The sequence below is a fragment of the Paractinoplanes rishiriensis genome, assembly GCF_016862375.1.
Classification (GTDB): Bacteria; Actinomycetota; Actinomycetes; order Mycobacteriales; family Micromonosporaceae; genus Actinoplanes; species Actinoplanes rishiriensis.
On the sequence record NZ_BOMV01000057.1, the window covers coordinates 329,439 to 355,255 of the forward strand.

Sequence of the window (25,817 nt, forward strand, 5' to 3'; positions counted from 1 at the left end):
AGCCCCGCCCGGGTAAGCCCCGCCCGAGTTAGCCCCGCCCGGGTAACCGGGGGAGCGGTGGCCGTTCGCGGACGAGCGGCTCGACATGCTCGAGAAGGCCGTCGACGTCATGCGGCAGCTGTGGGAGGGGGTCGAGACCGCGCATCGACTCTGGGGCACGTCCGGCGTCCCGGGCGAGCTGTCCCAGGTGCTGCCGTCGCCACGGCACTTCGAGCAGGCCGCCCAGCTGGTCACCCCGGAGATGACCCGCGCGTCACTGCCCTGCGGTCCCGACCCGGCCAAGCATGCCGAGCAGCTCAAGGCGTACGAGGACGCCGGGTTCGACGAGGTGTACGTGGCCGACATCGGGCCGCACTACCGCGACATGATCGAGCTGTACCGGCGGGAGTTCCTCAGGAGCTGATCGCGTCGATGAGGTCGCCGACCGGCCGGTCCGGCAGGGCGCGGGCCACGTCGGCGACCGCCACGATGCCGGCCAGCTTGTGGCCGTCGATCACCGGGAGCCGGCGGACCTTGTGCGCGGCCATGGTGCGCAGGACCTCGGTCACGTCGTCGTCGGCGCCGATCGTGACCGGCTTGCCCTGGGCCAGTTCGCCGGCCCGCACCGAGGCCGGGTCGCGGCCCTGGGCGATCGCCTTGGTGACGATGTCGCGGTCGGTGATCATGCCCTTGAGCCGGTCGTCCTCGCCGCAGATCGGCAGCGAGCCGACGTCCAGGTCGGTCATCTTGCGGGCGACGTCGGTCAGGCTCTCGTTCTCGCCGGCGCAGACCGCGTCGGGGGTCATGATGTCGCGTGCGGTGGTCATCGGGTGTTCCTTCCTTCGCTCGTGTGCGGCGCATACCCCGTTCGGGTCGGCGCATGCACGGGTGGCGAAGGTCCGGATCGTCGGCGCCGAACCAGGCGGCCGGGTCGGTCCAGCAGAAGGTGTGCGGCCCGGCGACCTGGCGCATCCGCCTTCGGCGGCCTGCATGCCCAGGCGCCGGGCCAACCTTGACGGGATTTACCTTGACGGCGGGGCGGTTCGGTAGCTGTCGCTGTAGTACGTGCCGACCTGCTCCCGGTAGTCCGCGTTGTCGAACGTGTCCTTGTCGTACTCGGGCGAGTCCTTGATCTGGTCCTTGGTGCGGTCCACGTAGACCTTCCGCTCGTCGCGGTCGATCCGCTGAACCGTCCCGGCGGGCAGCAGCACCTTGCGGCCGAAGATCCACGGGCCGGTGTCGACCACGATGTAGGAGCTTCCGACCTCGTACGATGCCTCGTCCACCGAGCCGATGTGACCGTCGGTGGCCTCGACGTGGTAACCGGCCACGCTGTCGCTGGCCACCTCGTCGTCGACGCCGGCGGGCGGACCGTAACCGCTCATGGCGTCCGGGTCACGCCAGATCCAGGGGCTGAACGCATACGGTTGCATGGTGTCCTCCTTCGATCTACCGGTTACCTACCCGGCATGAGGACGGCACTAACGGGAAACGACGCCCCGGCGTCGAGATGACCGCGAAGCGCTGGCAGGACCTCGGCGAGCCTTAGGGCACCAGGGGCCCGCGGAGCACCGGCGCGGCGGCCTCGTGATCCCCGTCGAGGTCGCTCCACCGGGCCCGGCCCCAGAGCGCCAGCATGACGGTTTCGGCCGGTCCGGCCAGGTCGGTGACCGGCTCGCCGGGCCCGAGCTGCCACGACTGCCCGGCATCGGTGGCGGTGAGGCGGACCGCGCCGGTGAGCGCCTCCATCCGGCCCAGCCGCACCTGGCGCGGCACGAACATCTCGACCACCTCGGCGACGCCGTCGGCGCACAGGGCGGGGTCGAGGTCGCTGGCCAGGCCGAGCGCGTGCTCGAGGTCCCAGCGGTGCACCACGGTCTCGTGGCAGCGGCGCCGGCGCCAGAAGGCCACGGTCCGCGGCTCGGCGAACGTCCACGCCTCGGTGTCCGGGTCCCGCTCCAAGGTCTCCATCAGCACGCGCGAGGTGTCGGCGAACCAGGCCGGAAGGTCGTCCGGCGGCGGCTGGACCTCGTAGCGGCTGTGGCGCTCGGTCACGGCGGTGGCCGCCCAGAGGTTGCCCTGGCCGAGGTGAACGGCGAGGTCGCGGACGGTCCAGTCGCCGCAGTGCGCGACCGGCGCGGTGCGGTCCGCACCCAGGTGACCATGAAATCGGTCGAGTTCCCGGCGCAGGATGGCGAGGTAGTCCATCCGCCACACCTTACGCACGCAGCGACCGCGGTCGCGGCCGTGCCTGACGCACGGCCGCGCCCGCGAGCGTCAGCGCCGGTGTACGGCCGTGCTGACGACCAAGGGGGAGAGCTGGACCGCGTCGATGTTCGGGCCCCATGCCGTGGCGTTGCCCAGGGTCAGGGCGCCGTCGGCAGTGGTCAGGTCGAGGCGGTAGGACTCCGGCCAGAAGCCGTCCCACGTGTAGTTGTGACGGAAGGGCAGGCGGGTGGGTCCGGCCGTCGAGCCCGCCTCGGTCACGTCCGCGAAACGGGTGATGGCGTCCGTGTTGTAGGGGTGGCCGGTGTTCTTGTCGGCCTGGGCGTACCAGACGGTCAGCTGGTGCGGGCCGGGGCGGCCGGCCGGGCGGGGAACGGTCAGCGTGCCGCCGTTGCCGAGGTTGCCCACGTAGGTGGCCCAGCGGCCGGTGACGACGGTGGCGCCGCCGGCGAGGGTGCCGGTTTCGGCCTGGATCAGGGTGCCCGCCTTGTCAGCGGCGGCGTCGCGTCGCTGGCTCACTGTGCCCACGGTGACCGGAGCGGAGCCGCGGTTGGTCAGTTTCAGGCGGGTGATGCCGGCCCGCAGGAAGACCGTCGATGTGGAGGTCCAGTCGCCTCGGCGGGGGATCGTGTAGGCGTCGACCGCCTGGTCCGACAGCGAGAAGGAAACCGTTCCCCGCGCCGAGGCCGCCAGGTCGGTGCTCACCCGGTAGTAGCCGTCCTCCGCCGCCGCCAGGTAGAACGTCGCCGCGCCGTTGCGTGGCAGGACGGCCGCACCGGAGGGCGGGTCGAGGCGTGCGCCGGCGGTGAGCCGGGCGGTGACGGCGGGGTGTTCGGCGCGTTCCACCCCGGCGGCGGTCAGCTGGAAACGGTCGAGGGTGACGTCGCTGACGCCGCCCAGGAATCCGTCCGGGCCGGAGGTGCGCAGCGACAGCGTGTGCCGGCCCGCGGTCAGGTCGATGGGCAGGTCGAGGCGGCCGCGGTACGACCAGTTGAGCGTCGCCGGGTAGGTGACCAGCTGACGGTAGGCGTCGTCCACGTAGAGCGCCTGCTGGCCGACGAACGCGTTGGTGCCGTACGTGATCCCGAGTTTGTACTTGCCATTTCTCGGGACCTCGACGTCCACGGTGACCCGGGAGCCGGCCTGGTTCATCGAGCCGACGTCGTGGCCGCCGGAGGCCGTGTACTTCCAGCTGTCGTCGTCCTGGCGGTAGACGGTCGCGTCCGTCACGGTGCCCGCCTCGGCCTCGTAACTCGCCGACCAGGTGGTGTCCGGCCTCGGCGGGGCGCCGGCAGCCGGTCGGATGATTATCTGGTACGCGGCGAGCTTGTCGCCGCCGGGGAGGTCGACCCGGACCGTGCCGTCGGCCACGGTGGAGCGGGCGGCCGCGACCACGGGAGGTGCACCGGCGTCGCCCTCATATCCGGACCAGGCCGCCTTGCGTACGGTCACCTCGACCTGGCGCCCGAACAAGCGTGAGTCGACCCCGGAGACCGCCACCCGCACCGGCGCGGCAGTGCCGCCGAGCAGCACCGTGGCCTGTTTGCGGGAGCGGTCGACGGCGGCCAGGCCCTGCAGCGTGTCGCGGACGCTGGGCTGCGGCGGGGTGACCCGGACGGTCCGGCCGGTCAGGTCCGCGTACCACTTGGTCAGCCACCAGCCGCCGTTGGCCCGGCTCGCGCGGACCGCGTGGTCGCTCAGGTTGCCGGCGAGGGTCCAGTACGCCATCTGCGCGTCGACCTTGGTGTCCTCGAACATCGTGATCCACTGGATCATCTGGCCGGGCACCGAGGTGTCCCGGCGGTTGGTGAACTCGTTGATCTCGATGGGCAGCGGCGCGATGCCGAGTTCCCGCTCCAGGGCGCGGTAGCGCTGGAAATTGCCGCGGTAATGGGTGAGCGAGTCGGCGCTCAGCTCGTGCCAGGTGACGATGTCCGGCAGCACGTCGTTGGCCTTCGCGTAGGCCAGGAAGTCGCGCATCCGGTTCTCGATGTAGTGGGTGTCGCCGGGTCCGGCGATGCGGGCCTCCGGGATCGCGTCCTTGACCGTGCGGTAGACGGTGGTCCAGTCGGCCAGGAACTTGTCCTTCTTGGTGGCCCAGTCCTGGTACCAGATGCCGTCCGGCTCGTTGAAGATCGTCCAGACGAAACGGGCCCGGTCCGGGCGCTGGGCCACCTTGGCGAGTTGCGGGCGGAGCCGGTTCAGGTAGTCGTCGATCCCGAGGTCCTGGTACGGCCAGCGGCTGTAGGTGTCCTGGGCGTAGATGTGCACGGTCTTGCCGCCGGAGTCGAACAGCTCGTCGGCGACCACCAGCGCGTCGCCGTTGGGGTGCTGTTCGCCGTCCGGTGCCTTCTGCGAGACGGCGTGCGGGCGCATCCCGGCGATCAGGTCGCGGGACGGCACGCCCGGGTCGCCGAGGCCGTAGAGGATGCCGGTGGCGCCGCCGCGCACCTCCCCGGTGGTGGCGGCGAGGTCGACGCGGAGGACCTCGGCCTCGGCGTCGGCGGCTTGTGCGGGGCTGGCGAGCGCCGGTACGGCAACTATCACGGCGGTCACCAAACCCAGGGCAGATCGGAGCGGAGTCGGCATGGAGAGTCCTTTCAACGCCATGTGACCGATCACATCCGAGGATTGTGACCGGTCACATCGACGTCTCTGGAACTCTGTTACGGTTTTGTTACCGGTTTCGTCCTTGGGAGAGCGCCTTCTCCAGCTCGGCCTTGCTCATCGAGGAACGGCCCGCGATGTTGCGCTTCTTGGCCTCGTTGTAGAGCTGTTCCTTGGTGCGGCCCTGGGCGCCGGTGTGCGACCGCTTGCCGCCGCGGTGCCCCGAGGACACGTCCTTCACCGACGACCGGCTGGCGGTCTTCGACTCGCCGGACCGGGCGCGTTCCTTGTTGACCGTGCGGGCGGCGATCTCCTTGGCCCGCTTGGTGGAACCGCCGCGGCTCTCCACGCTGTCCTTGATGTGCTCGTACTGCCGTTCCCGCTGGGGACTCGAACCTGCGGGCATGGTTACCTCCGTTCGGCTATGTCAGCCAGTCGGCGCAGGGCTTCCTCGTTGCGGCCGTGCAGCACCAGGTCGTTGACCTTGTTCTTGACCCAGTACAGCGGCCCGGCCTGGAAGTCCTCGTGCATGGTCAGGCGGGTGGCGCCGGGGCCGAGCGGCTCCAGCACGATGTCGACCTTCGCCTCACCGAGCGGCCAGATGCCGGCCGTGAGGGTCAGTCGCCGGCCGGGCTCCACGGCGGTCACCGTGGACTCGTCGTGCAGCGAGATCGGCCACGGGCCGGCCTTGTGGCGCAGCTTGGAGCCGACCGCCGGCCAGGTCGTGTCGACGCTGCGGATGTGGGTGGTGCCGACCACCCAGTCGCTGTAGGTCCAGCCGTTCGCCAGCACCGCGAACACCCGGTCCGGGGACGCTTGGACGTCCCGAGTCACCGTCGCCATAACTGGTTAATACCCGGCTGTCGGCGCTGGTAACGACCGTCTTTCGGGATGCAGCAGTCGCGGCAGATGCGCGGCCGGGGCAGGGTGAAGGCGAGGCAGCAGGTGCGCCGGCGGACGGTGCCGGCCGGGGTGAGGTCGACCAGGTCGGCGAGCCCGAGGTCGCCGAGCAGGCGACCCACACGGTCGGTTGCGGCGCTTTCGGGCGCCGGTGCGGCGCCGGACGGCGTGCTGCCGGGCTCGGGCAGGCGCAGGGCGACGCCGGCCACGTTCGCGGCCACCGAGCCGAGGAGCGTGCGCCGGCTCAGCCGGGTCGCCCCCTCGATGGCCGCCATCAGCGGCGTCAGGTGCTCGTCGATCAGCGACTGCCGCAGCGTTTCGCGCAGCGCCGCCTGGTCCGGCACCACGATCACCGAGCGGTCGCCGGTGTCCGCCAGGGGGTCGTCCGGCAGCACCGCCACCGGGATGCCGGCCCGCAGCCCGACCGCCAGCAGCCGTTGTGGCCAGTCCAGCCGCACCAGCACGTGCTCCGGTCGCAGCACCGGCACCCGCCGTACGGCGAGCAGCCCCACCACGGCCGGCAGGCTCAACCAGTACGTGTACGCCTTCCAGGCGAGCGCCGCGGCCGCCGGGGTCCGGGCGTTCCACTGCTGCTCGGCCGACCGCAGCAGTTCCCCCAGGGCGGGACCCGCGAGCGATCCGGCCGGCCGCCAGCCGTCGGCGTCGCGGACGACCAGGCCCGGAGCCAGGCCGGGCAGCTCGTGCGCGGTGCCGAACAGCGCACCGAGCCGGGCCGTGATCGGTACCAGCGGATACATCGATCAGGCGTTCCCGGCGCCCGGCGGCGGTAAACCGTGGCTACCCCGGGCGTACCCAATCGTGGCTCTCGCGCACGATCGTGAACCCGGCCGAGCGGTACAGCGCCACCGCGGCCTCGTTGCCGGCCGGTGTGCAGACCGCCACCGCGCTGGCCCCGCGGCCGGCCAGCGCCGCGCACACGCCCAGCACGGCGTCCCGGCCGTACCCGTGCCCCCGATGATCCGGATGACTGCCGACCGGCTCGAGCAGTCCGCACCGGCCGGCGCCCGCGAACCAGCCGGTCGCCGCGGCCGCCGGCGCACCGGCGGGCGTGCGGACCAGCGCCTCCACCGCGAGGTCGCCGGCCGGTGACGCCTTCATGGTCTGCCAGCGCTCCAGCGTGAACGTCGATCCGGTGAACGCGGACCGCTGCACCAGCACCCGGTCGGCCGCATCGGACTCGCCGACCGGCTCGGCGCGGCTGGCCACCGGCCGCGGCGTCCAGGACAGCACCACCCAGGGGTCGTCGGGATCGCGTTCCCAGCCGGGGATCGGCAGGCCGTCGCACCAGTTGTCGCCGGGTTGGAGCAGCTGGTCGGCATCGGCGCCCAGCGGGCCGAGGTCGGCGTCCGGCGCGGTGGTCACCCGCAGCACGTGTGCGTCGAGGAAACCGGCGGCCACCGGCACGCCCTCGTCGGTCCACAGCAGGAACTCCGCGTCGTCGAACCGCAGGTGCCACCCCACGTCGCCGGGATGCAGGGCGCCGCCCGGCGCGTCCGCCGGTGTCCACTCGCTCAGCGCCCGCAGCGCCGGACCGGTCTCGGCAGGGGTCAGGAGGTGCCGCTTGAGGGAGCCCATGCCCGGCAGATTAGTCAGCGCGCCCCGCCGCGGCGACGGCATTCTGCAGTACCTCGTCCTCGCTCACCGCGAGCAGGGCCGGATGCACGCCGGGGTCCGGGCGATCACCCGGCTCACTCCGGGTGCCGTGCCAGATCGGGCGATGGTACGGGCGGTCCGGCGGCCCCCAGCGAGCCGGCGACACCGGGCCGAACAGAACGACCGACGGTGTCCGGTACGCGGTCGCCAGGTGCGCCACCCCGGTGTCGCCGCTGATCACGAGCCGGGCGTGCGCGATCAGGCCGGCCAGCTCGGCCAGGGTGGTGGACGGCGCCGCCCACGCGCCCAGCCCGGCCCGGTCGGCGACCCGGACGCACAGGTCCAGCTCGGCGGGGGAGCCGGTGATCAGCACCCGGTGCCCGGCCGCGCGCAGCCGCCGGGCGACGGCCGCGAACCGTGCCGGCGGCCAGCGGCGGGACGGCGACTTCGCGCCCGGGTGGATGATCGTGACGTCCTTCGGAACCTCGACTGGCGGCACCGCCAGCGCCAGATCCGTCTCGTCCACGTCCACGCCGTACCAGCTCAGCAGCCGGCACCAGCGGTGCACCTCGTGCTCGTCGTCGCGCCACGGCGGTCCCTCCGGGCAGCCGGCCCCGGCGTTGGCGAAGGCCCACATCTCGCCGGGCGCGGCGGCCCGCAGCAGCCGGTGCGACTCGGGGCCGCTGCCGTGCAGGTTGACCGCGAGCCGGGGCGGCGGCAGGTCCCAGCCGCGCGGTGCCAGCCCGTCGGTGGCCAGCCCGTCGGTGGCCAGCACCCGGTCGACGCCGCCGATCAGGTCGATCAGCGGCGTCAGCCAGGCCGGTGCCGCGAGCACCAGCGGCTCATCGTCCCGCGCGGCTTGCAGCGCCCGCAGCGCGGGCACGGCCGTCGCCAGGTCACCCACGCCGAGGGCGCGCAGCGCGAGGATCACGGGTACGAGGTCTCCGTCTCGGCGGCGATCAGCAGTTCGCGGACCGCGCAGCCGGGCGGCTGGGTGAGCGCGAACACCACCGCGTCGGCCACGTGCGCCGGGTCGTTGAGGACCGCGTCCGCGCCGGGCTTGTAGCGGTCGTCCCGGTCGTCGAAGAACGCGGTCCGCATGCCGCCCGGGATGAGCAGGGTGACGTTGACCTTCCCGGCCAGTTCGGCGGCCAGCGCCCGGGTGAAGCCGACCACGCCGAACTTCGCGGCGCAGTACGCGGTGGCGTCGCCGACGGCCTTGACGCCCAGCGTGGACGCGACCGTGACCACGCTGCCGTGCGACCGTTCCAGCTCGGGCAGCGCGGCCCGGATCACCGCGGCGGTCGCCAGCAGGTCGACCGCCACGATCCGGTCCCAGATCTCGCCGGGGATGTCGGCCAGCGCGCCCGGCACGTCCGTCCCGGCCGCCGTCACCACGCCGCCGAGCGGGCCGCCGGCCAGGGCGAGCGCCTCGCGGGTGGCCTCCTCGGCGGCGCGGGTGTCGGCGAGGTCGCACTCCACCCACGGCACGCCGGTCCGCGGTGCCTGCCGGTCGATGACCACCGGCCGGCCGCCGGCCTTGGCGACCGCGTCGACCACCGCGGCGCCCAGGCCGCTCGAGCCGCCCGTGACGAGTACTGCGTCCATGGGGGATTACCTCCTGCTGTCGGCCGTGGCACGGGCCGCGGCGATGGTCCGGGTGGTGGAGTGACCGTCCAGGTAGGGCACCACGACGGCCGCGCCGCCCCAGTGCCGCACCAGATCGGCCTCGGGCAGGCCGGGTCCGCCGTCGGCGTAGTCGCCGCCCTTGACCCAGACGTCCGGGCGCAGCCAGGCCAGCACCGCCTCGGGCGTCGGCTCGTCGAAGACCACGACCGCGTCCACGCAGTCCAGCGCGGCGAGCAGCCGGGCGCGGTCGTCCTGGCCGGTGAGCGGCCGGTCCGGGCCCTTGAGCCCGCGTACCGACGCGTCGCTGTTGAGGCACACCACCAGGCAGTCGCCCAGCTGCCGGGCGGCGCGCAGGGTGGCCAGGTGCCCGGTGTGCAGCAGGTCGAAGCAGCCGCCGGTGGCCACCACGGTGCCGCCCCGGGCGCGGACCTCGGCGATCACCCGGCCGGCCTCCCCGGCGCCGATCCGGCCCGGCTCGGCGGGCGGCACCGGCGGTTCCAGCACGGCCGTCGCGCCGGCCCGGACGTAGTCGGTGGCCGCCCGCACCGCGGCCTGCACCGCCTCGGACACCAGCGCACCGCCGGCGAGCGCCACCGTGGCGGTCACCGCGAACCGGTCGCCGGCCCCGCAGGTGTCTCCGGTCGCGACCTCGGCCGGCGGGACGACCAGCGGGGTCGGGCCGGCGTGGCAGAGCACGGCGCCCTCGGCGCCGCAGGTGACCGCGACCGCGGCGGCCCGCCAGCGCTGGCGCAGCTGCTGGCCGGCCCGCTGCGCGGTGGACAGCGTCGAGCCCTTGCCGGCGTCGCCGGACAACGCACGTACCTCGGCAAGGTTGGGGGTGACGAGCTGGACACCGGCCACCGGCGGCGGGCCGTTGGGGTGCGGGTCCCAGACGATCGGCGCGGTGGCCTCGGCCAGCGCGGCGCGCACCGCCGGGTGCTGGCACACGCCCCGGCCGTAGTCGCTGACCAGGATGGCGGCGGCGTCGCCGAGCACGTCGAGCACCCCGGGCGGGGCGTCGCCGGGCGGGACCGGGTCGCCGCCCCGGTCCAGGCGCAGCAGGACCTGCCCGTTCGCGCGCAGCCGGTTCTTCTCCGGGGTGGCGCCGGGCAGCGGCAGCGCGTGCACCTCGACGCCGGCCGCGGTGAGCAACGCGCTGAGCCGGGCCCCGCCGGCGTCGCCGGCCAGCGCGGTGACCAGCGCGACCGGCCGGCCCTCGGCGGCGGCCAGCAGCGCGGCCAGCCCGGCGCCGCCGGGGCGCTCGTGCACGTGCTGCTCGTCGAGCACCGGTGCCGGTGCGTCCGGCGCGATCCGCCGCACCACGCCCTCGACATCCCGGTCCAGCAGGGTGTCCCCGACGATCACCAGACGGTCCATGGCCATCCTCCCCTTCCGCCGCCCGCCGCCGAGCACCTCGGGCAGGGCGAGGTCGATGTACTCGCACATGACGTGCACCGCGACCAGGTGCAGCTCCTGTACCACCTGGCTCTCCGGCGACGGGCACCGCAGCGCCTCGTCGCACGCGTCGCCGACCGGGCTCGAGCCCGGGCCGACCATCGCCCAGCTGCGCATGCCGCACTCCCGGGCCGCCCGCACGGCGGCCAGCAGGTTGGCGCTGCGGCCGCTGGTGGACAGCACCAGCAGCACGTCGCCGGGCCGGCCGTGGGCGCGGACCTGCCGAGCGAAGACCTCGTCGTAGCCGTAGTCGTTGCTGAGCGCGGTGAGCACCGAGGAGTCCGGGGTGAGCGCGATGGCCGACAGCGGCGCCCGGTCGGCGCGCAGCTTGCCGACCAGCTCGGCGACCAGGTGCTGGGCCTCCGCGGCACTGCCGCCGTTGCCGGCCACCAGCAGCCGGCCGCCGGTGCCCAGGTGCCGGGCGAGTTCGGTGCCCCAGTCGGCGAGGCGGGCGGCCACCGGGCGGAACGGGCCGATCGCCTCGCCGAGCGCGGCGAGATGCTGGTCGAGGGGATCCATCAGGCCGCCGCCTCGGCCCGCTGCCCGACCGTGGCATAGACCGCGGCGAGCCGTTCGGCGATCCGGGGCCACGCGTACGAGTGCACGGCCCGGTCCACCGCGGCCGCGCCGTACCCGAACCGCCGGGGTCCGTCGGCCAGCAGCCGGCGCAGCACCCGGACCAGGCCGTCCGGGTCGCGGGGCGCCACCAGGTCGCCGGTCAGCCCGTCCACCACGGTGTCCAGCAGGCCGCCCACCGCGGACGCCACCACCGGGATGCCGCAGGCCATCGCCTCCAGCACGGTGAGCCCGAACGGTTCGTACCAGGGCGTGGCGGCCAGCACGTCGGCCGAGCGGTACCAGGCCGGCATGTCCTCGGCGCGCACCGCTCCGACCAGCCGGACCCGGTCGTCGACCCGGCACGACCGGGCCGTCTCGAGCAGCCGGATGGCGTACGGGTCGGAGGCCAGGCGGCCGGCCGGCGGGCCACCGATCACCACCAGTTCGGTACCGGGCAGCTTGGCCAGCGCCCGGATCTGGTCCTCCAGGCCCTTGCGCTCGACCAGCCGGGCCACCGAGAGGATCCGCCGGGCGCTGATGCCGCGCGGCACCACCGGACCGTCCGGCCGGAACCGCCCGGTGTTGACCCCCGACGGCACCAGCGCCATCCGGTCCCGCGGCACGCCCAGCCGCAGCAGTTCGGTGATCTCGTCCTGGCACTGCACCACCACCCGGTCGACGGTGCGGCCGAGCGCCCGCTCGTACCCGATCCGGCGCGGTGGGCTGGTGTCGGCGCGGCCCTGGTGCCGGCGCTTCACCGAGCCGAGCGCGTGGAAGGTCTGCACCACCGGCACGTCGCCTTGGCCGCCCGCCGTGACCGCGGCCAGGCCGCTCATCCAGAAGTGCGCGTGTGCCACGTCCGGTGGACCATGCCGCTGCCAGTCGGCGGTCATCCACTCGGCGAACGCGCCCATGTACGGCAGCAGGTCGTCCTTGGGCAGCGGCACCGGCGGTCCGGCCGGCACGTGCACCACCTCGACGCCGCCGGTGAGCGTCACCACCTCGGGCGGGTCGGCGCTGTCCCGGCGGGTGTAGACCCGGATCTCGTGCCCGGCCGCGGCCAGCGCCGCGGACAGCTCGGCCACGTGCATGTTCTGGCCGCCGGCGTCGACGCCGCCGAGGACGGCGAGCGGGCTGGCGTGCTCCGAGATCATCGCGATACGCATGCTTCCTCCTCCAGCAGCCGGTCCCAGTCCGCGAGGAACCGGTCCAGGCCGTAACGGGCCAGCGCCACCTGCCGGGCGCGTTCGCCCAGCCGGCGGGCGGCCTCCGCGTCGTCGAGCAGCCAGTGGCAGGCGTCGACGAGGGTGTCCACCCGGGTGGACAGCACGCCGGCGTCGTGCGGCACGGCCTCCACCGCCTCGGTGCCGGCCAGGGCGATCACCGGCATGCCCATCTGCATGGCCTCGATGAGGCTCAGCCCGAGCGAGGTCCACCGGCACAGGTGCAGGTAGGCGCGGCGCCGGGCGAGCATCTGGTGCATGGCCCGCTGCGGTGGGTCCTCGAACGCCTCGATCCGGTCGCCGCGCAGGCCGGCCACGCCCATCCCGAACACGTCCAGCGGCGCCACCGCGGCGAACCGGCCGAACAGGTCAGTCCCGGTGACCCGGCCGCGCCGGATCGGCTCGTTGGTGACCACCGCGAGCCGGTCCAGCTCACCGATCCACCGGGTTGCGGGTTCCACGATGCCGTGCTCGATCACCGTGGTCCGGGTGCCGCCGGTGTCCCAGAACAGCTCGTTGAAGTGCGTGACGTGGGCGATGATCACGTCGTCCCGGTCGGCCAGCGGGTGCCGCGTGCAGGGCACGTTCCCGCGCGGCGCATTGTGCTCCACATAGATCACCGGCAGGCTCGGCGGCACCCGGTCGAGCTCCTCGGGCCGCTGCACGATCGCAATGTCCGCGTCCCGGATCTCGGCCAGCGGCTTCTCCTCGACGCTGTCCGGCCAGGTGAAGGTCTGCGCCCGCCCGCGCCCCCACTCGTCGCGCTCCGCGTTGACCGGCACCAGATAGCGGTGTTTGCCCTGGACGAAAGCCGTGGTCCAGGAGCCGTGCACGTGCCAGAGCAGGATGTTCATGCGGCGATCTCGTTTCGGGAGGCGACCGGCGCGCCGAGGGTCCGCACCGCGGCCACCACCTCGCCCGGGTCGATGGTGGACAGGCAGGGGTGACCGGCGATCGGGCAGGCGGTGACGCGGGTGTCCCGGCAGGCGGCGTCCGGCACGCCGAGACGCACGGCGGGCACGCGGTAGGGACCCCATTTGCCGTACGGCACGGTCGGGGCGTACAGGCTGACCACGGGCGTGCCGGCGGCGGCGGCCAGGTGTGCCGGGCCGGTGTTGCCGACCACCAGGCAGGCGGCGCCGGCCAGGATCGCGGCCAGCTCACTCAGGTCGGCCGGGGTCACCACCTCGGCCCGGCCGGCGGCGACCGCGGTGGCCAGCCCGGATTCGCCCGGGCCGGCGGTAACCAGCACCCGGTGGCCGGCGAGGATCAGGGCCGCGACGATCCGGCGCATCGTCGGCGGCGGGCAGGCGCGGGCATCGACGCTGGCGCCGGGGTGCACCACGACGTGGCCGTCCAGGACCCGGCTGACCGGCGTACCGACCCGCAGCGCCCCGTCGTCGCCCGTGGGCAGGGCGAATCCCGCGGCCGCGGCGACGCTGCGGGCCCGTTCGGGTTCCGGCAGGTTCTCCGGTACGCGGTGCCGCACGTCCAGCAGCGAACCCGGGTAGTCCTCGCTGATCGCGGTGACCCGGCCGATCCCGGCCAGCCGCAGCACCAGCGCCAGCGGCAGCGCCGACTGGTGGAACGAGGTCAGCACGACGGCCTCGTCGGCGCCGGTCGCGCGCAGCCGTTCGGTGAGCGCCGTGATGTCGTCCGGCTCGACCACCCCGGGCTGCGGGTCGATCCACGGCAGCCGCCACTCGACGATCTCGTCCACGCCGGGCAGGAGACTGGCCGCGGCCCGCCCGCGCGGCCCGCAGAGCAGCACCACCCGCTCGGCCCCGGCCGCCACGGCCCGGATGGCGGGACCGCTGAGCAGCACGTCCCCGGCGGAGTCGGAGCGCACCACGAGCACGGTCCCGGCCCGCCCGGACCGCGGTGTGGGTCGCATCAGTTCCTCGCGGTGCAGCAGGTGGCCGACGGCCTGGGTGAGGTCGCCGGCCACCACCGGCGCCGCGGCGATCTCCTCGGCCCTGGTGACGGGAGTGGGGACGAGGACGCCGGCGGCGCCGGCCGCCAGGGCGGCGGTCATGTCGCGGCCGATGTCGCCGATCACCGCGCAGCGCCGGGGCGTGGTGCCGAGCGCGGCGGCGGCCGACTCGACCAGGCCGGGGGCGGGCTTGCGGCACCGGCAGCCGGCCGTGTCGTCGTGCGGGCAGATCTGCCAGGTGTCGAACGGGCCGAGCAGGTCCTCGACCCGGCGGTTGACCGCGGTCAGGTCGGCGGCGGTGAAGCGGCCGCGGGCCAGGCCGGACTGGTTGGTGACCACGCCGAGGCGCAGGCCGGCGGCGCGCAGCCGGTCTAGGGCGGCGCGGGCGCCGGGCATCGGGACCACCCGGTCCGGGTCGCCGTTGTAGGGGACGTCGACGATCAGCGTGCCGTCCCGGTCGAACAGGACGGCGTCGAAGAGGCGGTTCACCGCACGGCCACCGTGCTGTCGGCGCCCGGCGCGGGTGGTGCCGGGGAAAATCCGGGACGCGTCGCCACCGGTGGGACCGGGATGGAGCGGGCGCCGCGCCACCGGCGCCAGCCGCGCAGCCAGTGCGCGACCGCCAGCGGGGGGATGGCGGCGCTGGTGACCAGCATGGTGGCCACCTCGCGCGGGTCGCGCGGGCCGGGGGCGATCCGCGCCGTGGCGAACTCGGCGGTGCCGGCGAGCCACGCGGCGCCGGCGACCGCGGCCACCGAGCGCCACACGGCTGCCCCGGCCGCCCAGCGCCGACCGGCCGCCCCGGCTGCCGAGCGGTGACCGGCCGCCTCGGCTGCCGAGCGGTGACCGGCTGCCCCGGTTACCGAGCGCCGACTGGCCGCCCTGGCCGCCGAGCGGTGGCCGGCCGCCGCGGCGCAGAGGGCCAGCAGGCCGGCCGCGGTGACCGCGGCGTGCCGGTGCCGGCGGCCGGCCGGAATGTCCAGCATCAGGCGCCAGTAGCGGCCGTAGAGGCGGCGCAGCAGCGCGTCGTCGGCGTTGCCGCGCTGGTTGCGCAGGCTGACCCAGGGGCTCTCGGCGCGGACCGGATGGACGGTGCGGCGGTCGCCGCGGTGCAGCCGCCAGCCGGCCCGGTGCACCCGGTGGGCCAGTTCGGCGTCTTCGCGGAAGGCGCGCGGCAGTCGCTCGTCGAATCCGCCGCAGTGGGCCAGCGCGAGCCGCCGGAAGGCCATGTCCGCGGTGATCCAGGCGCCGTCGGTCAGGCCCGCGGTGACCCGCTCCCAGTCGGTGGGCCGGCGGTCGGCCGGCAGCGGCACGTGCAGGTCACCCTGCACGCCGCCGACGTCGTCCGGCAGGCCGGCCAGATCGGCCTCGAGGGCGGCCCGCCAGCCGGGCTCGGGCAGCACGTCGTCGTCGAGGAAGACCACCCAGTCGCGCCGGGCGGCGCGCCAGCCGGTGTTGCGGGCCGCGGCCGGGCCGCGGCCGGTGCCGGGCAGCACGGTGAAGCGGGGCGGGATGGGCAGCGGCCGGTCGCGCTCCGGCCGGTCGTCGACCACCAGGATCTCGTCGCCCGGCGCCGTCTCCAGCACGTCGAGCAGGCGGGTGAGGCTGGCCCGGCCGACCGTCGGCACCACGACCGTGACCGGGATCGTGACCGGCATCCGATCCGGGCTCGTCACCGGGATCATGAGGCAAACGTCCTCGACCGGCGGACCGCGAACGGGCCCAGCGCCAGCAGGTCCACCGGTGCCGAGCCGAACAGCTCCATGGCCTCGCGCGGGGTGTCCACCATGGGGCGGCCCGCGGTGTTCAGCGAGGTGTTGACGACCACCGGCAGGCCGGTGTGCCGCTCGAACTCGGTGAGCATCTCGGCCACCAGCGGCTCGGTTTCGGTGTGGACGGTCTGCACCCGGGCGGTGCCGTCGACGTGCACGACCGCGGGGATGCGCTCGCGCCACTCCGGCCGGACCCGGTGCACGAAGAGCATGTACGGGCTGGGGCAGACGCCCTCGAAGATCTCGGCGAACCGTTCGGCGCGGACCATCGGCGCGATCGGGCGGAACTGCTCGCGGCCCTTCACGTCGTTCATCCGGCGCTGGGTGTGCGGGTCGCCGGGGTGGGCCAGTAGCGAGCGGTGCCCGAGCGCCCGCGGGCCGTACTCGGAGCGGCCCTGGTACCAGGCGACGATGCCGTTGCCGGCCAGCACCTCGGCGGCCGTCGCGGCGATCGACGCCGGCCGCTCGTAGGGCAGCGCGGCCCGCTGCAGCTCCGCCTCCAGCTCGTCGTCGCTCCAGCCGCGGCCCAGCGCCGCGGAACCGAACGGCGCGACCTTCTCCGGCGTGACCGCGAGCGCGGCGCCCAGCGCGGTGCCGGAGTCGCCGGCCGCCGGCTGCACCCAGACCCGCTCGAACGGGCCCTCGGCGGCGATCCGGGCGTTGGCCACGCAGTTGAGCGCGGTGCCGCCGGCCATGGTCAGCGTCGCCGGGCCGCCGGCCGCCTCGTACGTCCATCGGACCAGGTCGAGCAGCACCTCCTCGAGCCGCGCCTGCACGCTGGCCGCCAGGTCGGCGTGCGCGTCGGTGAGCTCGCCGTCGGCCGGGCGGGCCTTGGCCAGCGCCGCCCAGTCGATCCGCTCGACCGTGAAGCCGCCGTCACCGGTGGCCCGGACCAGGTCGCGCAGCAGCCCCAGGAAGGCCGGCCGGCCGTAGGAGGCGAGGGCCATCACCTTGTACTCGTCGCTGGAGTGCAGGAAACCGAGGTGCCGGGTCAGGTCTTCGTAGAGCAGGCCGAGCGAGTGCGGCAGTTCCTGGGTGCGGAACACCTCGAGCTCGCCGTCGGAGTAGGCGCCGGCCAGGTGGCTGGCCACCTCGCCGCGGCCGTCCAGCACCAGCACCGCGTTGTCCTCGGCCACCGACAGCCCGGCCGACGCCGCGTGCGCCACGTGGTGCGGCACGAACCGGACCCGGTCCGGGTCGAGCCCGGGCAGCGCGGCGGCCAGGAACTGCGGTGCCCGGCGGGCGTAGTCGACGCGCAGGTGGTCGGAGGGGTCGTCGAGGCCCAGGCCGGCCGCGTCCCGGCACAGCCCGGGGTCGAACGAGTAGGCCACCGCGTCCAGCTCGCCGGGCTCGATCCCGGCCGCGCGCAGGCACCAGGCGGCGGACAGCTCGGGCAGCTCCCAGGCGGCGAACGGCACCGGCCGCTTGCCGTGTTTACGACGGCTGAACCGCTCCTCCTCGGCCGCCGCCACCACCCGGCCGTCGACGACCACGGCCGCGGCCGGATCGTGGAAGATGGCATTGATTCCCAGCACTCGCATGGCGCGCCGCATACCCCTCGCGGCGGCCGGTATTCGCTTGATCGTCGACTTCTCCGAAGAAAAACGGAGCGCGCTGAACTGCACTGATACCTACTCCACAGCGGAGTTTGAAGTCGTTGTCGTGGGGCACGCGTCGCGCCATGTACGAGGTTGAGCAACTCATCGCGGGCCGCCGGCAGCCGGGCGGCGCCGGCCGGGAACTGACCGTCGTGGACCCGCGCGACGACGCGCCGGTCACCCGGGTGCCGGTGTCGTCGGCCGTCGACGTCGCGATGGCGGTCCGGGCCGCCCGCGCGGCGGCCCCGGACTGGGCACGCACCCCCGCCGCCGCGCGCGGGGCGGCACTGCACGCGGCCGCCGCCGCGGTCGAGGCCGGCGCCGACCGGCTGGCCGCGGCCGCGTCGGCCGAGATGGGCAAGCCGGTCGGCGAGGCCCGGGAGTCGGTTCTGGCCGGGGCCGGCACGCTGCGGCAGTACGCCGAACTGGGCCCGGCGCACCGCGGCCGTACCCTGGCCGGCAACGACCACGCGATCGACCTGATGGCCTACCAGCCGCGCGGTGTGGTCGCCGTGATCACCCCGTGGAACGACCCGGTCGCGGTGGCCTGCGGCCTGATCGGCGCCGCGCTGGTCACCGGCAACACGGTGGTGACGAAGCCGAGCGAGCGCACCCCGGCGACCGGCTGGCTGCTCGCCGACATGCTCGCCCCGCATCTTCCGGACGGCGTGTTCGGGCTGCTCAACGGCGACGGCGAGGTGGGTGCCGCGCTGGCCGCCGCGCCGGTCGACGTGGTGGCGCACGTGGGCTCCACGGCCACCGGCCGGGCGATCGCGGCGGCCTGCGCCGGCACCGGCGCCAAGGCGCTGCTGGAGAACGGCGGCAGCGACCCGCTGATCGTCGACGCCGGGGTGGACCCGTGCTGGGCGGCCGAGCAGGCCGCGCTCGGCGCGTTCGCCAACGCCGGGCAGATCTGCGTCGCGGTCGAGCGGATCTACTGTGACCGCACAAGCGAGGAGCCGTTCCTGGAGGCGCTGGCCGCCGAGGCGGAGCAGTGGCGGCCGCGGCTCGGTCCGCTGGTCGACCGCCGGCACCGCGACCTGGTCGACGATCAGGTGCGGCGGGCCCGCAAGGACGGCGCCCGGGTGCTCCGCGGCGGCGAGATACCGGCCGGTCCGGGCGCCTGGTACCCGCCCACCGTGCTGGCCGGCTGCACCGACGAGATGGCGGTGCTGCGCGACGAGACGTTCGGGCCGGTCGCGCCGGTGGTGGCGGTCGACTCGTTCGACGAGGCACTGCGGCGGGCCGCCGATTCGCCGTACGGGCTCGCCGCGACCGTGCTGACCGGTTCGATGAGCCACGCGCAGCGGGCCTGGCGGGAGTTGCCGGCCGGCACCGTCAAGGTCAACGCGGTGTTCGGCGGGGCACCGGCCGGTGCCGCGCATCCACGCCGGGGCAGCGGGCAGGGTTTCGGGTACGGGCCGGAACTGCTCGACGAGATGACCGTGACCAAGGCCGTGCACGTCGAGGCCCCGTACGGCGGGTGGTGAGGGTCAGCCCTCGATGCCGGTCGCGGTGTTCGCGGTCCCGACCGGCTTGGACTGTGGTGACCCGCGCTGCCGCAGATAGATCGACAAAATCACCATCGAGGCCACCGCCAGCAGTTCGGACTGCCAGTTCTGCAGGGTCCGGTTCCAGAAGTCCGGTTCGGCTAGATACTGGCTCCAGGTGACCGGGTCCTGCAGGTTGCCGAGTTGTTCCTCGTTGAACGCGGCCACCCCGGCGATCGACTGGGCCAGCCAGGACAGCACGAAGATCAGGCCCATCACCAGCCCGAGCGAGTTGGCGAACAACCACAGCCGGACGCCGCCGAGCTTGGCCCAGCGGGGCGAGTCGTCGTCGGCGTACGGCCCAACTTTTTGCTCTTTGTCGGTCTCCCGCCCGGGCCGGTCCAGCGGCTTGGACTCCGGCGAGCCGCGCTGCAGCAGCCAGACCGTGAGGTAGATGAACAGGAAGAACTGGAGGTATTCGGACTGCCAGTTCTCCGCGACGTCGACGCCGAAGCTGGCGGAGGTGACGTAGCGGGCCAGCGAGATCGGCTCCAGGCCCTCGGTGACCTGCTGCTGGTTGTAGTCGGCGTGCCCGGCGAGCGCCTGCGCGGCCAGCACGACCAGGAACAGCAGGCCGAAGACCAGGCCGAGCGCGTTGTCCCGCAGCCGGCGCCTCATCGGTGCAACACCCCGAGCGTGATGACGTAGGCCAGGCCTCCGCCGACCACCAGCAACAACAGGATGAACATCAGACGCATCGGGTCACCGGCCCTGGACCGTGCAGTCGTACGGCTCGGCCTCGCCCCGCGACCGGCAGCCGGCCGCCACCACCCGCCATCCGCCTCCGAAGGCGGCCAGGAACACCGTGTCGTCGTCCAGCCGGACCTGCGCCCACTGACCGTAGACGTCGGCGCCGCGGACCGCTCCGGTGGTGGGCAGGTCCTCGTCGATGACGGCCTCGGGGCAGGCCGGTTCGAGTTCGGCCACGGCCGAGGGCGCGAGCAGTGCGCAGGCGGCTACGCCGTCACCGTTCGCGACCGCCCGCCGGAGCTGCTCCGCCACCGCGGCCGCCGCGTCGGCCCGCCGGTCGACCGAGCCACAGCCGGCGACCGGCAGCACCGCAAGACACACGAGGAGTAGCGGTAACCGTTTCACACCACGTGACATTCCCCGATCGGTGCAGATTCACGCGGGCTCCTCCGCGTTACGCGGCCGCCGCCAGGGGAATGTGGGCGATCGCGCGGCCGGTGGACACCCGCCGGGGCGGCAGGTGGTCGTTGAGCATGGCCTCGCGCAGCCAGGCCAGCGCGGCGCTGAGCAGCCGGGACACCTGCATCTGCGAGACGCCCAGCACCGCGGCGATCTCGGACTGGCTGCAGTTGCCGGAGAACCGCATCGCGATCATGACCTGCTCCCGCTCCGGCAGCAGGCGGACCAGACCGGCGACCGTGATCCGGTCGTCGACTGTCTCGAGCATCGGGTCGGCTCTGCCGATGAGGTCGCCGAGTTCGGCCTTCTGGTCGGTGGCGGCCGGGGCGTTCAGCGAGGCGACCCAGTAGCAGGCCGACGAGCGGATCGCGTCCCGGACGTCGGCCACCGGGACCCGCAGGTGCTCGGCGATCTCCTCGGTGGTCGGGGTGCGGGCCAGGGACGCGGACAGCGCACCGCCGGCCCGGCGGACCTCAAGGCCGAGGTCCTGCAGGCGGCGGCTCACGTGCACGGTCCAGGTGGTGTCCCGGAAGTGCCGCTTGAGCTCGCCGATCACGGTGGTCAGCGCGTACGAGGTGAACGAGCCGCGCGCCGGGTCGTACCGGGCGATGGCCTTGACCAGGCCAAGCCGGGCGACCTGCTCGAGATCCTCGAGAGTCTCGCCGCGGCCGCGGTACCGGCCGGCCAGGCGCCGGGCGAACGGCAGGCAGTAGGTGGTGAACTCGTCGCGCATCCGGCACTGTTCCCGCGCGGTGGCGGACGCGACGTTGGTGGCGTAGGTGGTCGCGATGGCGTCCAGATCGGCTTCGGGTCCACCGTCCGCCGGGCGGGATGACTGGGTTATCACGTGCACCTACCTCTCGAGTTGCGGCCGGGCAGGGCGGGGACGGGGGGCGGTGAGGGTGCGCCGGAGCCGCCCGAGCAACGGGTGGGCCCAGGCGTTCCAGCCGAGGGACGCTGCCGGGCCGCAGAGGGCCGCCGCGGTGCCGGTCAGCCGGAGCACCCGGTCGACTTCGCCCCGGACGTTGATCAGGAGGAGCCGGCAACCCCGCTCGGCGGCCTGTTGCATCTCGGTCAGCAGAGCGGACACGACCGCGGCGTCGATGAAGGTGACCCGGCGGCAGTCGAGGATCACGGTGGTATGTCCGCCGTCCAGGGCACGCTGCACCGCGGCGGCCAGCAGGTGCCGGTTGTCCCGGTCGAATTCGCCGCTGGCCCGGAGCCGGGTGGTGTGATCGTCGGAGGCGGTGACGACCACAACGCCTAAATCGATCATGATCCTCCCGTCCGCGCTGACGTGCCGCTTTTCCTCCGTCCATCCTGTTGTCAATCAACCGAACGGACTAGGACGGGATACGAAGTGGTATGCGGTGATTACGCGCTCAGCGAAGGCCCGGACGGGAATCGGCACGAACTTTGGCGCGTCCAACCGGGTTGGACGTTCGTTTCCGGGGTATGCGGCGCGTTCCGCTGATGAGAGCCGACACCTTGACGACCACCGTGTTCGAGACCACGGACGTCGATGCCGCCCAGGATTTCCTGAGCGGGGTCTATGGACCGCTGCGCCTGTCCGTGCCGGCCGGGCGGCATCACGTCCGGTTCACCCGGCACGTGCTCGGCGCGGCACAACTGCACCGGATCACGGCCCGGACCACGGTCGACGTCGACGGGACACCGTTCGGCATGCTGGGCTTCGGCCGGATGGCGGGCGGCTCGGTCACCTGCCGCACCGGCGGCCGGGAGCGCACCTACGACCGGGCCGGCGAGATCTTCGTCGCCGCCCAGCCGGATCAGCCGTACCGGGCCACTCTGGGTGACGCCGACCTCGAACTGGCCTTTCTCGACCCGGAACTCGTCGCCCAGGTGGCCGACCCGGCGCCGAGCCGGGCCGCCCGCCCGGTCCGGTTCACCGGCGGCCGTCCGGTGTCGACCGAGGCGGCCTCGTGGTGGTCCAACACCTACAACTACGTCCGCGACCACCTCGTCGGCGGACCGGTCGCCAGCGAGCCGCTGGTCAGCGGGAACGCGGCGCGGCTGCTGGCCGCCACCGCGCTGAGCGCCTTCCCGCACGACGGCCTGGACGAGCCCACCGCCACCGACCACCACGATGCGCAGCCGGCCACGCTGCGCCGGGCGGTCGCGTTCATCGAGGACAACGCGTTTCGCGACATCGGTCCCAGGGACATCGCGACGGCCGCCCGGGTCACCATCCGCAGTCTGCAACTGACGTTCCGGCGGCACCTCGACACCACGCCGCTGGCCTACCTGCGCCGGGTGCGGCTGGCCCGCGCGCACCGGGAACTGCTGACCGCCGACCCGGCCGCCACCACGGTCGGCGAGGTGGCCGCCCGCTGGGGCTTCGACAACCACAGCCGCTTCACCGCGCACTACCGGGCCGCGTACGGCCTGGCCCCCTCGGCCACGCTGCGGCACCGCTGACCCGCGGGCGACGGGCCGGGTGCGCGGCGCACCCGGCCCGTACCGGGGAAGGCTAGCGGCGGAACTGGATCCAGTTGACGTTGACGAAATCGCTCGGCTGGCCGCTGGTGAAGGTCAGGAACACGGTGTGCCGGCCGGACACGTTGGACACGTTGCCGGGAATCGAGCGCCAGCTCTGCCAGCCGCCGGTGTTGGCGAGGGCGAAGCTGCCGATCGGCGCGTTGCTGCGGCTGTCGACCCGGACCTCGACCAGGCCGCTCACCCCGCCGGCCGCACCGGAGGCCACCCGGGCCACGAAGTCGCGCACGCCGCCCGTTCCGAACTCGACGTTGTTGAACTGCACCCAGTCGCCGTTCGCGATGGCGGCGATGTTCTGCCCGCCCTCACTGGAGTTCTCGGTGATCACCCCGGACTGGGCGTTGAACGACTCGGCCTGCATGACCGCGTACGCGTCCCGGACGTTGCCGGACGGCGGCGGGGTGGTCGGCCCGGTGGTCGGCGGCGTGGTCGGCGGGTTCGTGGTGCCGCCACCGCCGCGGGTGTAGACCGCCACGTAGTCGACCAGCATGGGCCGGCCGGACACGGTGGATGCGGTCGGGGTGGCCGAGCCCGCGACGCCGTTCGGGAACGCGCCGCCCATCGCCACGTTCAGCAGGATGTGGTAGCCGGCGTGCGAGGTCATGTTGGTCCAGTGCGGCTCGCCGATCTGGGTCTGGGTGACCGAGTGGTACTGCTGGCCGTCCACGTACCACCGCAGCTGGTTCGGCGAGACGCTGCGATCCCATTCGAAGGCGTACGTGTGGAAGGCCGACTGGCAGGTCGAACCCGGGCAGGTCCGGCTCGCGCCGATGCCCTGGGTCTCGTTGCACGGCCCGCCCGGGTTGACGCCGCAGTGCAGCACGCCCCAGACCGAGTTGATGCCGTTCACGTTCTCCATCACGTCGAACTCGCCGATGGCCGGCCAGCTGTACCGGTCGTTACGGTACGGAGCGCCCAGTGCCCAGAACGCCGGCCAGTAGCCGGAGGCCGCGGCCCCGGTCACGTTCGGCATCTGGATCCGGCCCTCGATCCGCAGCACGCCGCCGGACGGCGCCTTGAAGTCGGTGCGCTGGGTCTCGATGCGTGCCGAGGTCCAGGCTCCGGACGAGTTGCGCAGCGGGGTGATCCGCAGGTTGCCCGAGCCGTCGTGGGACACGTTGCTGGTGCTGTTCGTGTAGCTCTGGATCTCGCCGGTGCCCCAGTTCGGTGGGCCGCCGGGGTAGCTGGTGCCGAGGTCGATGATCCAGTTGCCGCCGTTCGGCAGGGTGTTGGCGGCACCGGTGAAGTCGTCGGCCCAGACCTGGGTCCAGCCGGACGGGGGCGAGGGGAGGGCGGCATCGGCGGAGACGGCCATGGCCACCGATCCGCCGAGGGTGACGGTCGCGGCGGCGACGGCGAGGAGGCGGGTTCGGAGTGTCATGAACGAGGCCCTTCTTCTTCGGGCTGCGCACGGGGGAGAGCGCTCTCTTAAATTTCCGGCGTATTACAGGGCGATGTCAACCATGTCGTTGTGGCCCTGCCCGTTGCCCGGGCCACGGACCGTCCGAATGGGCAAAACGGTGGCAGGAGGCCGGAAGTCATGGGTACAAAGGCCCTACTGCGGGCCGGTCCAGGCAGGGACTCTACGGGGGGGACCCGGCACGCCTGGCCGGGCGCTGACCTGATCTTGGGGATGGCGATGAGCAGTGCATCGCAGCGGCCGGCGGCCGGACGCCCGGGGTTGATGCTCGCCCTGGCCACCGTCGGTTTTGCGGTCAACTTCTGGGCCTGGGCACTGCTCAGCCCGCTCGCGGTACGGTTCGCGACCGCGCTCGACCTGACCTCCGTCCAGCAGGCGCTGCTGGTGGCGGTGCCGGTGATCGTGGGTTCGGTGGGACGTATCCCGGTGGGCGCGCTCACCGACAGGTTCGGCGGGCGGATCATGTTCCCGCTGGTGTCGGTGACCACCATCGCGCCGGTGCTGTTTCTCGGCCTGTGGGGGCACAACTCGCTGGCCGCCCTGCTGGTCGGCGGCTTCTTCCTGGGCATCGGCGGCTCCGCGTTCGCGGTCGGCGTCCCGTTCGTGAACGCCTGGTTCCCGCCGGAGCGCCGGGGGACCGCGATCGGCATCTTCGGCGCCGGCATGGGCGGCACCGCGATCAGCGCGCTCACCACGGTGAAGCTGGTCGACGCGTACGGCACCGCCACCCCGTTCGTGCTGACCGCGATCATGCTGGCCGTCTACGCGGCGGTGGCGTACGCGGTCCTGCGGGACGCGCCGGGCCGCACGGTGCCGACCGCGCCGCTCGCCGCCCGGCTGGCCGCCACGCTGCGGCTGCGCATCACCTGGCAGGCGTCGGCGCTGTACGCGGTCGCGTTCGGCGGTTATGTGGCGTTCTCGGTCTACCTGCCGTCCTACCTCAAGACCGCGTACGGGCTGACCCAGGCCGACGCGGCCAACCGGATGGCCGGCTTCGTGGTGCTCGCGGTGATCATGCGCCCGGTCGGCGGCTGGCTCTCCGACAAGTTCGCGCCGGCCCGGGTGCTCGCGGTGTCGCTGGCGTCGGTGGTGGCGGGCGCGGTCGCGCAGTCGTTCACCCCCGGCCTCGCCCCGGTCGGCACCATGGCGTTCCTCGGCATGGCCGCCGCGCTGGGCGCCGGCAGCGGCGCGACGTTCGCGCTGGTCGCCCAGGAGGCCCCGGCCCATCAGGTCGGCTCGGTCACCGGCGTGGTCGGCGCGGCCGGCGGCCTGGGCGGGTTCGTGCCGCCGCTGGTGATGGGCGTGATCTACGGCCAGCTGGGCAACTACGCGCTCGGCCTGGTGCTGCTCGCGATCGTGGCGCTGGCCGCCCTGCTGCTGGACGTCTTCGCGGTGGGCCGCCGGCAGGGCACGGCCGCCCATGTGTGAGTACTGCGGCGGCCAGGCCGTCACCGTGATCGACGAACTGACCCGCGAGCACGACCGGGTGGTCGCACTCGCGGTGGGAGGAGCACGATGAGTCTTGACGACCCGCTGACCGAGGCGCTGGTCGGCACGCGGCGGTTCTTCACCCGGGGTGAGGTGTCGGCGGATCACCGGACGCTGTTCCAGATCGGTGGGCGGCAGGCGGACGTGTTCTACCGCGACCGCTGGGCGCACGACAAGGTGGTGCGGTCCACGCACGGCG

The 25,817-nt window shown here is 73.8% G+C and carries 25 protein-coding genes and 1 pseudogene; 4 read left to right on the plus strand and 22 right to left on the minus strand.

Annotated elements, in window-relative coordinates; translation table 11 throughout:
- Window positions 1-85: 85 nt before the first annotated feature.
- The gene (locus Ari01nite_RS25970) at window positions 86-403 is read left to right on the plus strand and encodes an LLM class oxidoreductase (RefSeq protein ID WP_239163024.1); all 318 of its coding nucleotides are present in this window, start codon (window positions 86-88) and stop codon (window positions 401-403) included.
- Here Ari01nite_RS25970 and Ari01nite_RS25975 read toward each other — a convergent pair.
- The 17 genes and pseudogenes from Ari01nite_RS25975 to Ari01nite_RS26050 all read right to left on the minus strand — a co-directional run bounded on the left by Ari01nite_RS25975 (window position 393) and on the right by Ari01nite_RS26050 (window position 17,437).
- Window positions 393-806 carry a CBS domain-containing protein gene (locus tag Ari01nite_RS25975; RefSeq protein ID WP_203784767.1) on the minus strand — a complete coding sequence of 138 codons (414 nt, stop codon included), beginning with the start codon at window positions 804-806 and terminating at the stop codon, window positions 393-395. The two genes, Ari01nite_RS25970 and Ari01nite_RS25975, sit on opposite strands and share 11 nt — an antisense overlap.
- 195 nt (window positions 807-1,001) lie before the next feature.
- Entirely contained in the window at window positions 1,002-1,412 is a 411-nt protein-coding gene (locus Ari01nite_RS25980) for a PRC-barrel domain-containing protein (protein WP_203784768.1), read from the minus strand.
- Window positions 1,413-1,524: 112 nt separating this feature from the next.
- Entirely contained in the window at window positions 1,525-2,187 is a 663-nt protein-coding gene (locus Ari01nite_RS25985) for a maleylpyruvate isomerase family mycothiol-dependent enzyme (protein WP_203784769.1), read from the minus strand.
- A 69-nt stretch (window positions 2,188-2,256) separates the two neighbouring features.
- Window positions 2,257-4,761, minus strand: a complete 2,505-nt coding sequence (locus tag Ari01nite_RS25990; RefSeq protein ID WP_203784770.1) for a carbohydrate-binding protein — start codon at window positions 4,759-4,761, stop codon at window positions 2,257-2,259.
- 121 nt (window positions 4,762-4,882) lie between these two features.
- Window positions 4,883-5,218, minus strand: a complete 336-nt coding sequence (locus Ari01nite_RS25995) for a plasmid stabilization protein (protein WP_203784771.1) — start codon at window positions 5,216-5,218, stop codon at window positions 4,883-4,885.
- A 2-nt stretch (window positions 5,219-5,220) separates the two neighbouring features.
- A complete protein-coding gene (locus Ari01nite_RS26000; RefSeq protein WP_203784772.1) occupies window positions 5,221-5,655 on the minus strand; it encodes an SRPBCC family protein in 435 nt (144 codons plus the stop codon).
- Window positions 5,643-6,470, minus strand: coding sequence for an IucA/IucC family C-terminal-domain containing protein (locus Ari01nite_RS26005; protein WP_203784773.1), 828 nt, complete (start codon window positions 6,468-6,470; stop codon window positions 5,643-5,645). The genes Ari01nite_RS26000 and Ari01nite_RS26005 overlap by 13 nt, the downstream gene beginning before the upstream one ends.
- 40 nt (window positions 6,471-6,510) lie before the next feature.
- Window positions 6,511-7,308, minus strand: coding sequence for a GNAT family N-acetyltransferase (locus Ari01nite_RS26010; RefSeq protein ID WP_203784774.1), 798 nt, complete (start codon window positions 7,306-7,308; stop codon window positions 6,511-6,513).
- Between the two features lie 10 nt (window positions 7,309-7,318).
- Window positions 7,319-8,257 carry a glycosyltransferase family 9 protein gene (locus tag Ari01nite_RS26015; RefSeq protein WP_203784775.1) on the minus strand — a complete coding sequence of 313 codons (939 nt, stop codon included), beginning with the start codon at window positions 8,255-8,257 and terminating at the stop codon, window positions 7,319-7,321.
- Window positions 8,254-8,934: an SDR family oxidoreductase gene (locus tag Ari01nite_RS26020; RefSeq protein WP_203784776.1), complete on the minus strand. Its 681-nt coding sequence runs from the start codon at window positions 8,932-8,934 to the stop codon at window positions 8,254-8,256. The genes Ari01nite_RS26015 and Ari01nite_RS26020 overlap by 4 nt, the downstream gene beginning before the upstream one ends.
- A gap of 6 nt (window positions 8,935-8,940) precedes the next feature.
- Window positions 8,941-10,332, minus strand: a complete 1,392-nt coding sequence (locus Ari01nite_RS26025; protein ID WP_438872226.1) for a PfkB family carbohydrate kinase — start codon at window positions 10,330-10,332, stop codon at window positions 8,941-8,943.
- A gap of 30 nt (window positions 10,333-10,362) precedes the next feature.
- Window positions 10,363-10,929, minus strand: a pseudogene (locus tag Ari01nite_RS50045) (D-sedoheptulose-7-phosphate isomerase); the annotation flags it as partial.
- Window positions 10,929-12,134, minus strand: coding sequence for a glycosyltransferase (locus tag Ari01nite_RS26030; protein WP_203784778.1), 1,206 nt, complete (start codon window positions 12,132-12,134; stop codon window positions 10,929-10,931). The gene Ari01nite_RS26030 and the pseudogene Ari01nite_RS50045, both read right to left, overlap by 1 nt.
- The gene (locus tag Ari01nite_RS26035) at window positions 12,119-13,045 is read right to left on the minus strand and encodes a glycosyltransferase (protein WP_203784779.1); all 927 of its coding nucleotides are present in this window, start codon (window positions 13,043-13,045) and stop codon (window positions 12,119-12,121) included. The genes Ari01nite_RS26030 and Ari01nite_RS26035 overlap by 16 nt, the downstream gene beginning before the upstream one ends.
- A complete protein-coding gene (locus Ari01nite_RS26040; RefSeq protein WP_203784780.1) occupies window positions 13,042-14,613 on the minus strand; it encodes an HAD-IIIA family hydrolase in 1,572 nt (523 codons plus the stop codon). Before Ari01nite_RS26040 ends, Ari01nite_RS26035 begins: the two co-directional genes overlap by 4 nt.
- Window positions 14,610-15,809 (minus strand): glycosyltransferase family 2 protein, encoded by a 1,200-nt coding sequence (locus Ari01nite_RS50965; RefSeq protein ID WP_275410872.1) that lies wholly within the window; start codon window positions 15,807-15,809, stop codon window positions 14,610-14,612. Before Ari01nite_RS50965 ends, Ari01nite_RS26040 begins: the two co-directional genes overlap by 4 nt.
- The gene (locus Ari01nite_RS26050; protein ID WP_203784781.1) at window positions 15,806-17,437 is read right to left on the minus strand and encodes a carbamoyltransferase family protein; all 1,632 of its coding nucleotides are present in this window, start codon (window positions 17,435-17,437) and stop codon (window positions 15,806-15,808) included. The genes Ari01nite_RS50965 and Ari01nite_RS26050 overlap by 4 nt, the downstream gene beginning before the upstream one ends.
- Window positions 17,438-17,577: 140 nt before the next feature.
- On the opposite strand from Ari01nite_RS26050, the gene Ari01nite_RS26055 reads away from it, so the two are divergent.
- Window positions 17,578-18,984 (plus strand): aldehyde dehydrogenase family protein, encoded by a 1,407-nt coding sequence (locus Ari01nite_RS26055; RefSeq protein ID WP_203784782.1) that lies wholly within the window; start codon window positions 17,578-17,580, stop codon window positions 18,982-18,984.
- A 3-nt stretch (window positions 18,985-18,987) separates the two neighbouring features.
- Here Ari01nite_RS26055 and Ari01nite_RS26060 read toward each other — a convergent pair whose 3' ends face one another.
- The 4 genes from Ari01nite_RS26060 to Ari01nite_RS26075 form a co-directional block, all read right to left on the minus strand.
- On the minus strand, window positions 18,988-19,662 hold the full coding sequence (locus Ari01nite_RS26060; RefSeq protein ID WP_203784783.1) for a DUF6766 family protein: 675 nt from the start codon (window positions 19,660-19,662) through the stop codon (window positions 18,988-18,990).
- Between the two features lie 84 nt (window positions 19,663-19,746).
- On the minus strand, window positions 19,747-20,115 hold the full coding sequence (locus Ari01nite_RS26065) for a hypothetical protein (RefSeq protein WP_239163025.1): 369 nt from the start codon (window positions 20,113-20,115) through the stop codon (window positions 19,747-19,749).
- 73 nt (window positions 20,116-20,188) lie between these two features.
- The gene (locus Ari01nite_RS26070) at window positions 20,189-21,040 is read right to left on the minus strand and encodes a sigma-70 family RNA polymerase sigma factor (protein WP_239163026.1); all 852 of its coding nucleotides are present in this window, start codon (window positions 21,038-21,040) and stop codon (window positions 20,189-20,191) included.
- A 6-nt stretch (window positions 21,041-21,046) separates the two neighbouring features.
- Window positions 21,047-21,469: an STAS domain-containing protein gene (locus Ari01nite_RS26075; protein ID WP_203784786.1), complete on the minus strand. Its 423-nt coding sequence runs from the start codon at window positions 21,467-21,469 to the stop codon at window positions 21,047-21,049.
- A gap of 197 nt (window positions 21,470-21,666) precedes the next feature.
- Here Ari01nite_RS26075 and Ari01nite_RS26080 point away from each other — a divergent pair, with 197 nt between their 5' ends.
- Entirely contained in the window at window positions 21,667-22,632 is a 966-nt protein-coding gene (locus Ari01nite_RS26080) for a helix-turn-helix domain-containing protein (RefSeq protein ID WP_203784787.1), read from the plus strand.
- 52 nt (window positions 22,633-22,684) lie between these two features.
- Here Ari01nite_RS26080 and Ari01nite_RS26085 read toward each other — a convergent pair whose 3' ends face one another.
- Window positions 22,685-24,025: a carbohydrate-binding protein gene (locus Ari01nite_RS26085; protein ID WP_239163035.1), complete on the minus strand. Its 1,341-nt coding sequence runs from the start codon at window positions 24,023-24,025 to the stop codon at window positions 22,685-22,687.
- Between the two features lie 324 nt (window positions 24,026-24,349).
- On the opposite strand from Ari01nite_RS26085, the gene Ari01nite_RS26090 reads away from it, so the two are divergent.
- Window positions 24,350-25,558, plus strand: coding sequence for an MFS transporter (locus Ari01nite_RS26090; protein WP_203784789.1), 1,209 nt, complete (start codon window positions 24,350-24,352; stop codon window positions 25,556-25,558).
- Window positions 25,559-25,817: the final 259 nt, after the last annotated feature.

What these genes read in the sequence shown, in the direction of transcription:
- Ari01nite_RS26010 (WP_203784774.1), bottom strand. Translation starts at nt 7,308, where the DNA reads ATGGGCTCCCTCAAGCGGCACCTCCTGACCCCTGCCGAGACCGGTCCG.
- Ari01nite_RS26090 (WP_203784789.1), top strand. Translation starts at nt 24,350, where the DNA reads ATGAGCAGTGCATCGCAGCGGCCGGCGGCCGGACGCCCGGGGTTGATG.
- Ari01nite_RS26085 (WP_239163035.1), bottom strand. Translation starts at nt 24,025, where the DNA reads ATGGCCGTCTCCGCCGATGCCGCCCTCCCCTCGCCCCCGTCCGGCTGG.
- Ari01nite_RS26075 (WP_203784786.1), bottom strand. Translation starts at nt 21,469, where the DNA reads ATGATCGATTTAGGCGTTGTGGTCGTCACCGCCTCCGACGATCACACC.
- Ari01nite_RS26055 (WP_203784782.1), top strand. Translation starts at nt 17,578, where the DNA reads ATGTACGAGGTTGAGCAACTCATCGCGGGCCGCCGGCAGCCGGGCGGC.
- Ari01nite_RS26080 (WP_203784787.1), top strand. Translation starts at nt 21,667, where the DNA reads ATGAGAGCCGACACCTTGACGACCACCGTGTTCGAGACCACGGACGTC.
- Ari01nite_RS25975 (WP_203784767.1), bottom strand. Translation starts at nt 806, where the DNA reads ATGACCACCGCACGCGACATCATGACCCCCGACGCGGTCTGCGCCGGC.
- Ari01nite_RS26020 (WP_203784776.1), bottom strand. Translation starts at nt 8,934, where the DNA reads ATGGACGCAGTACTCGTCACGGGCGGCTCGAGCGGCCTGGGCGCCGCG.
- Ari01nite_RS50965 (WP_275410872.1), bottom strand. Translation starts at nt 15,809, where the DNA reads ATGATCCCGGTGACGAGCCCGGATCGGATGCCGGTCACGATCCCGGTC.
- Ari01nite_RS26005 (WP_203784773.1), bottom strand. Translation starts at nt 6,470, where the DNA reads ATGTATCCGCTGGTACCGATCACGGCCCGGCTCGGTGCGCTGTTCGGC.
- Ari01nite_RS25970 (WP_239163024.1), top strand. Translation starts at nt 86, where the DNA reads ATGCTCGAGAAGGCCGTCGACGTCATGCGGCAGCTGTGGGAGGGGGTC.
- Ari01nite_RS25995 (WP_203784771.1), bottom strand. Translation starts at nt 5,218, where the DNA reads ATGCCCGCAGGTTCGAGTCCCCAGCGGGAACGGCAGTACGAGCACATC.
- Ari01nite_RS25985 (WP_203784769.1), bottom strand. Translation starts at nt 2,187, where the DNA reads ATGGACTACCTCGCCATCCTGCGCCGGGAACTCGACCGATTTCATGGT.
- Ari01nite_RS26035 (WP_203784779.1), bottom strand. Translation starts at nt 13,045, where the DNA reads ATGAACATCCTGCTCTGGCACGTGCACGGCTCCTGGACCACGGCTTTC.
- Ari01nite_RS25980 (WP_203784768.1), bottom strand. Translation starts at nt 1,412, where the DNA reads ATGCAACCGTATGCGTTCAGCCCCTGGATCTGGCGTGACCCGGACGCC.
- Ari01nite_RS26030 (WP_203784778.1), bottom strand. Translation starts at nt 12,134, where the DNA reads ATGCGTATCGCGATGATCTCGGAGCACGCCAGCCCGCTCGCCGTCCTC.
- Ari01nite_RS26050 (WP_203784781.1), bottom strand. Translation starts at nt 17,437, where the DNA reads ATGCGAGTGCTGGGAATCAATGCCATCTTCCACGATCCGGCCGCGGCC.
- Ari01nite_RS26060 (WP_203784783.1), bottom strand. Translation starts at nt 19,662, where the DNA reads ATGAGGCGCCGGCTGCGGGACAACGCGCTCGGCCTGGTCTTCGGCCTG.
- Ari01nite_RS26000 (WP_203784772.1), bottom strand. Translation starts at nt 5,655, where the DNA reads ATGGCGACGGTGACTCGGGACGTCCAAGCGTCCCCGGACCGGGTGTTC.
- Ari01nite_RS26025 (WP_438872226.1), bottom strand. Translation starts at nt 10,332, where the DNA reads ATGGACCGTCTGGTGATCGTCGGGGACACCCTGCTGGACCGGGATGTC.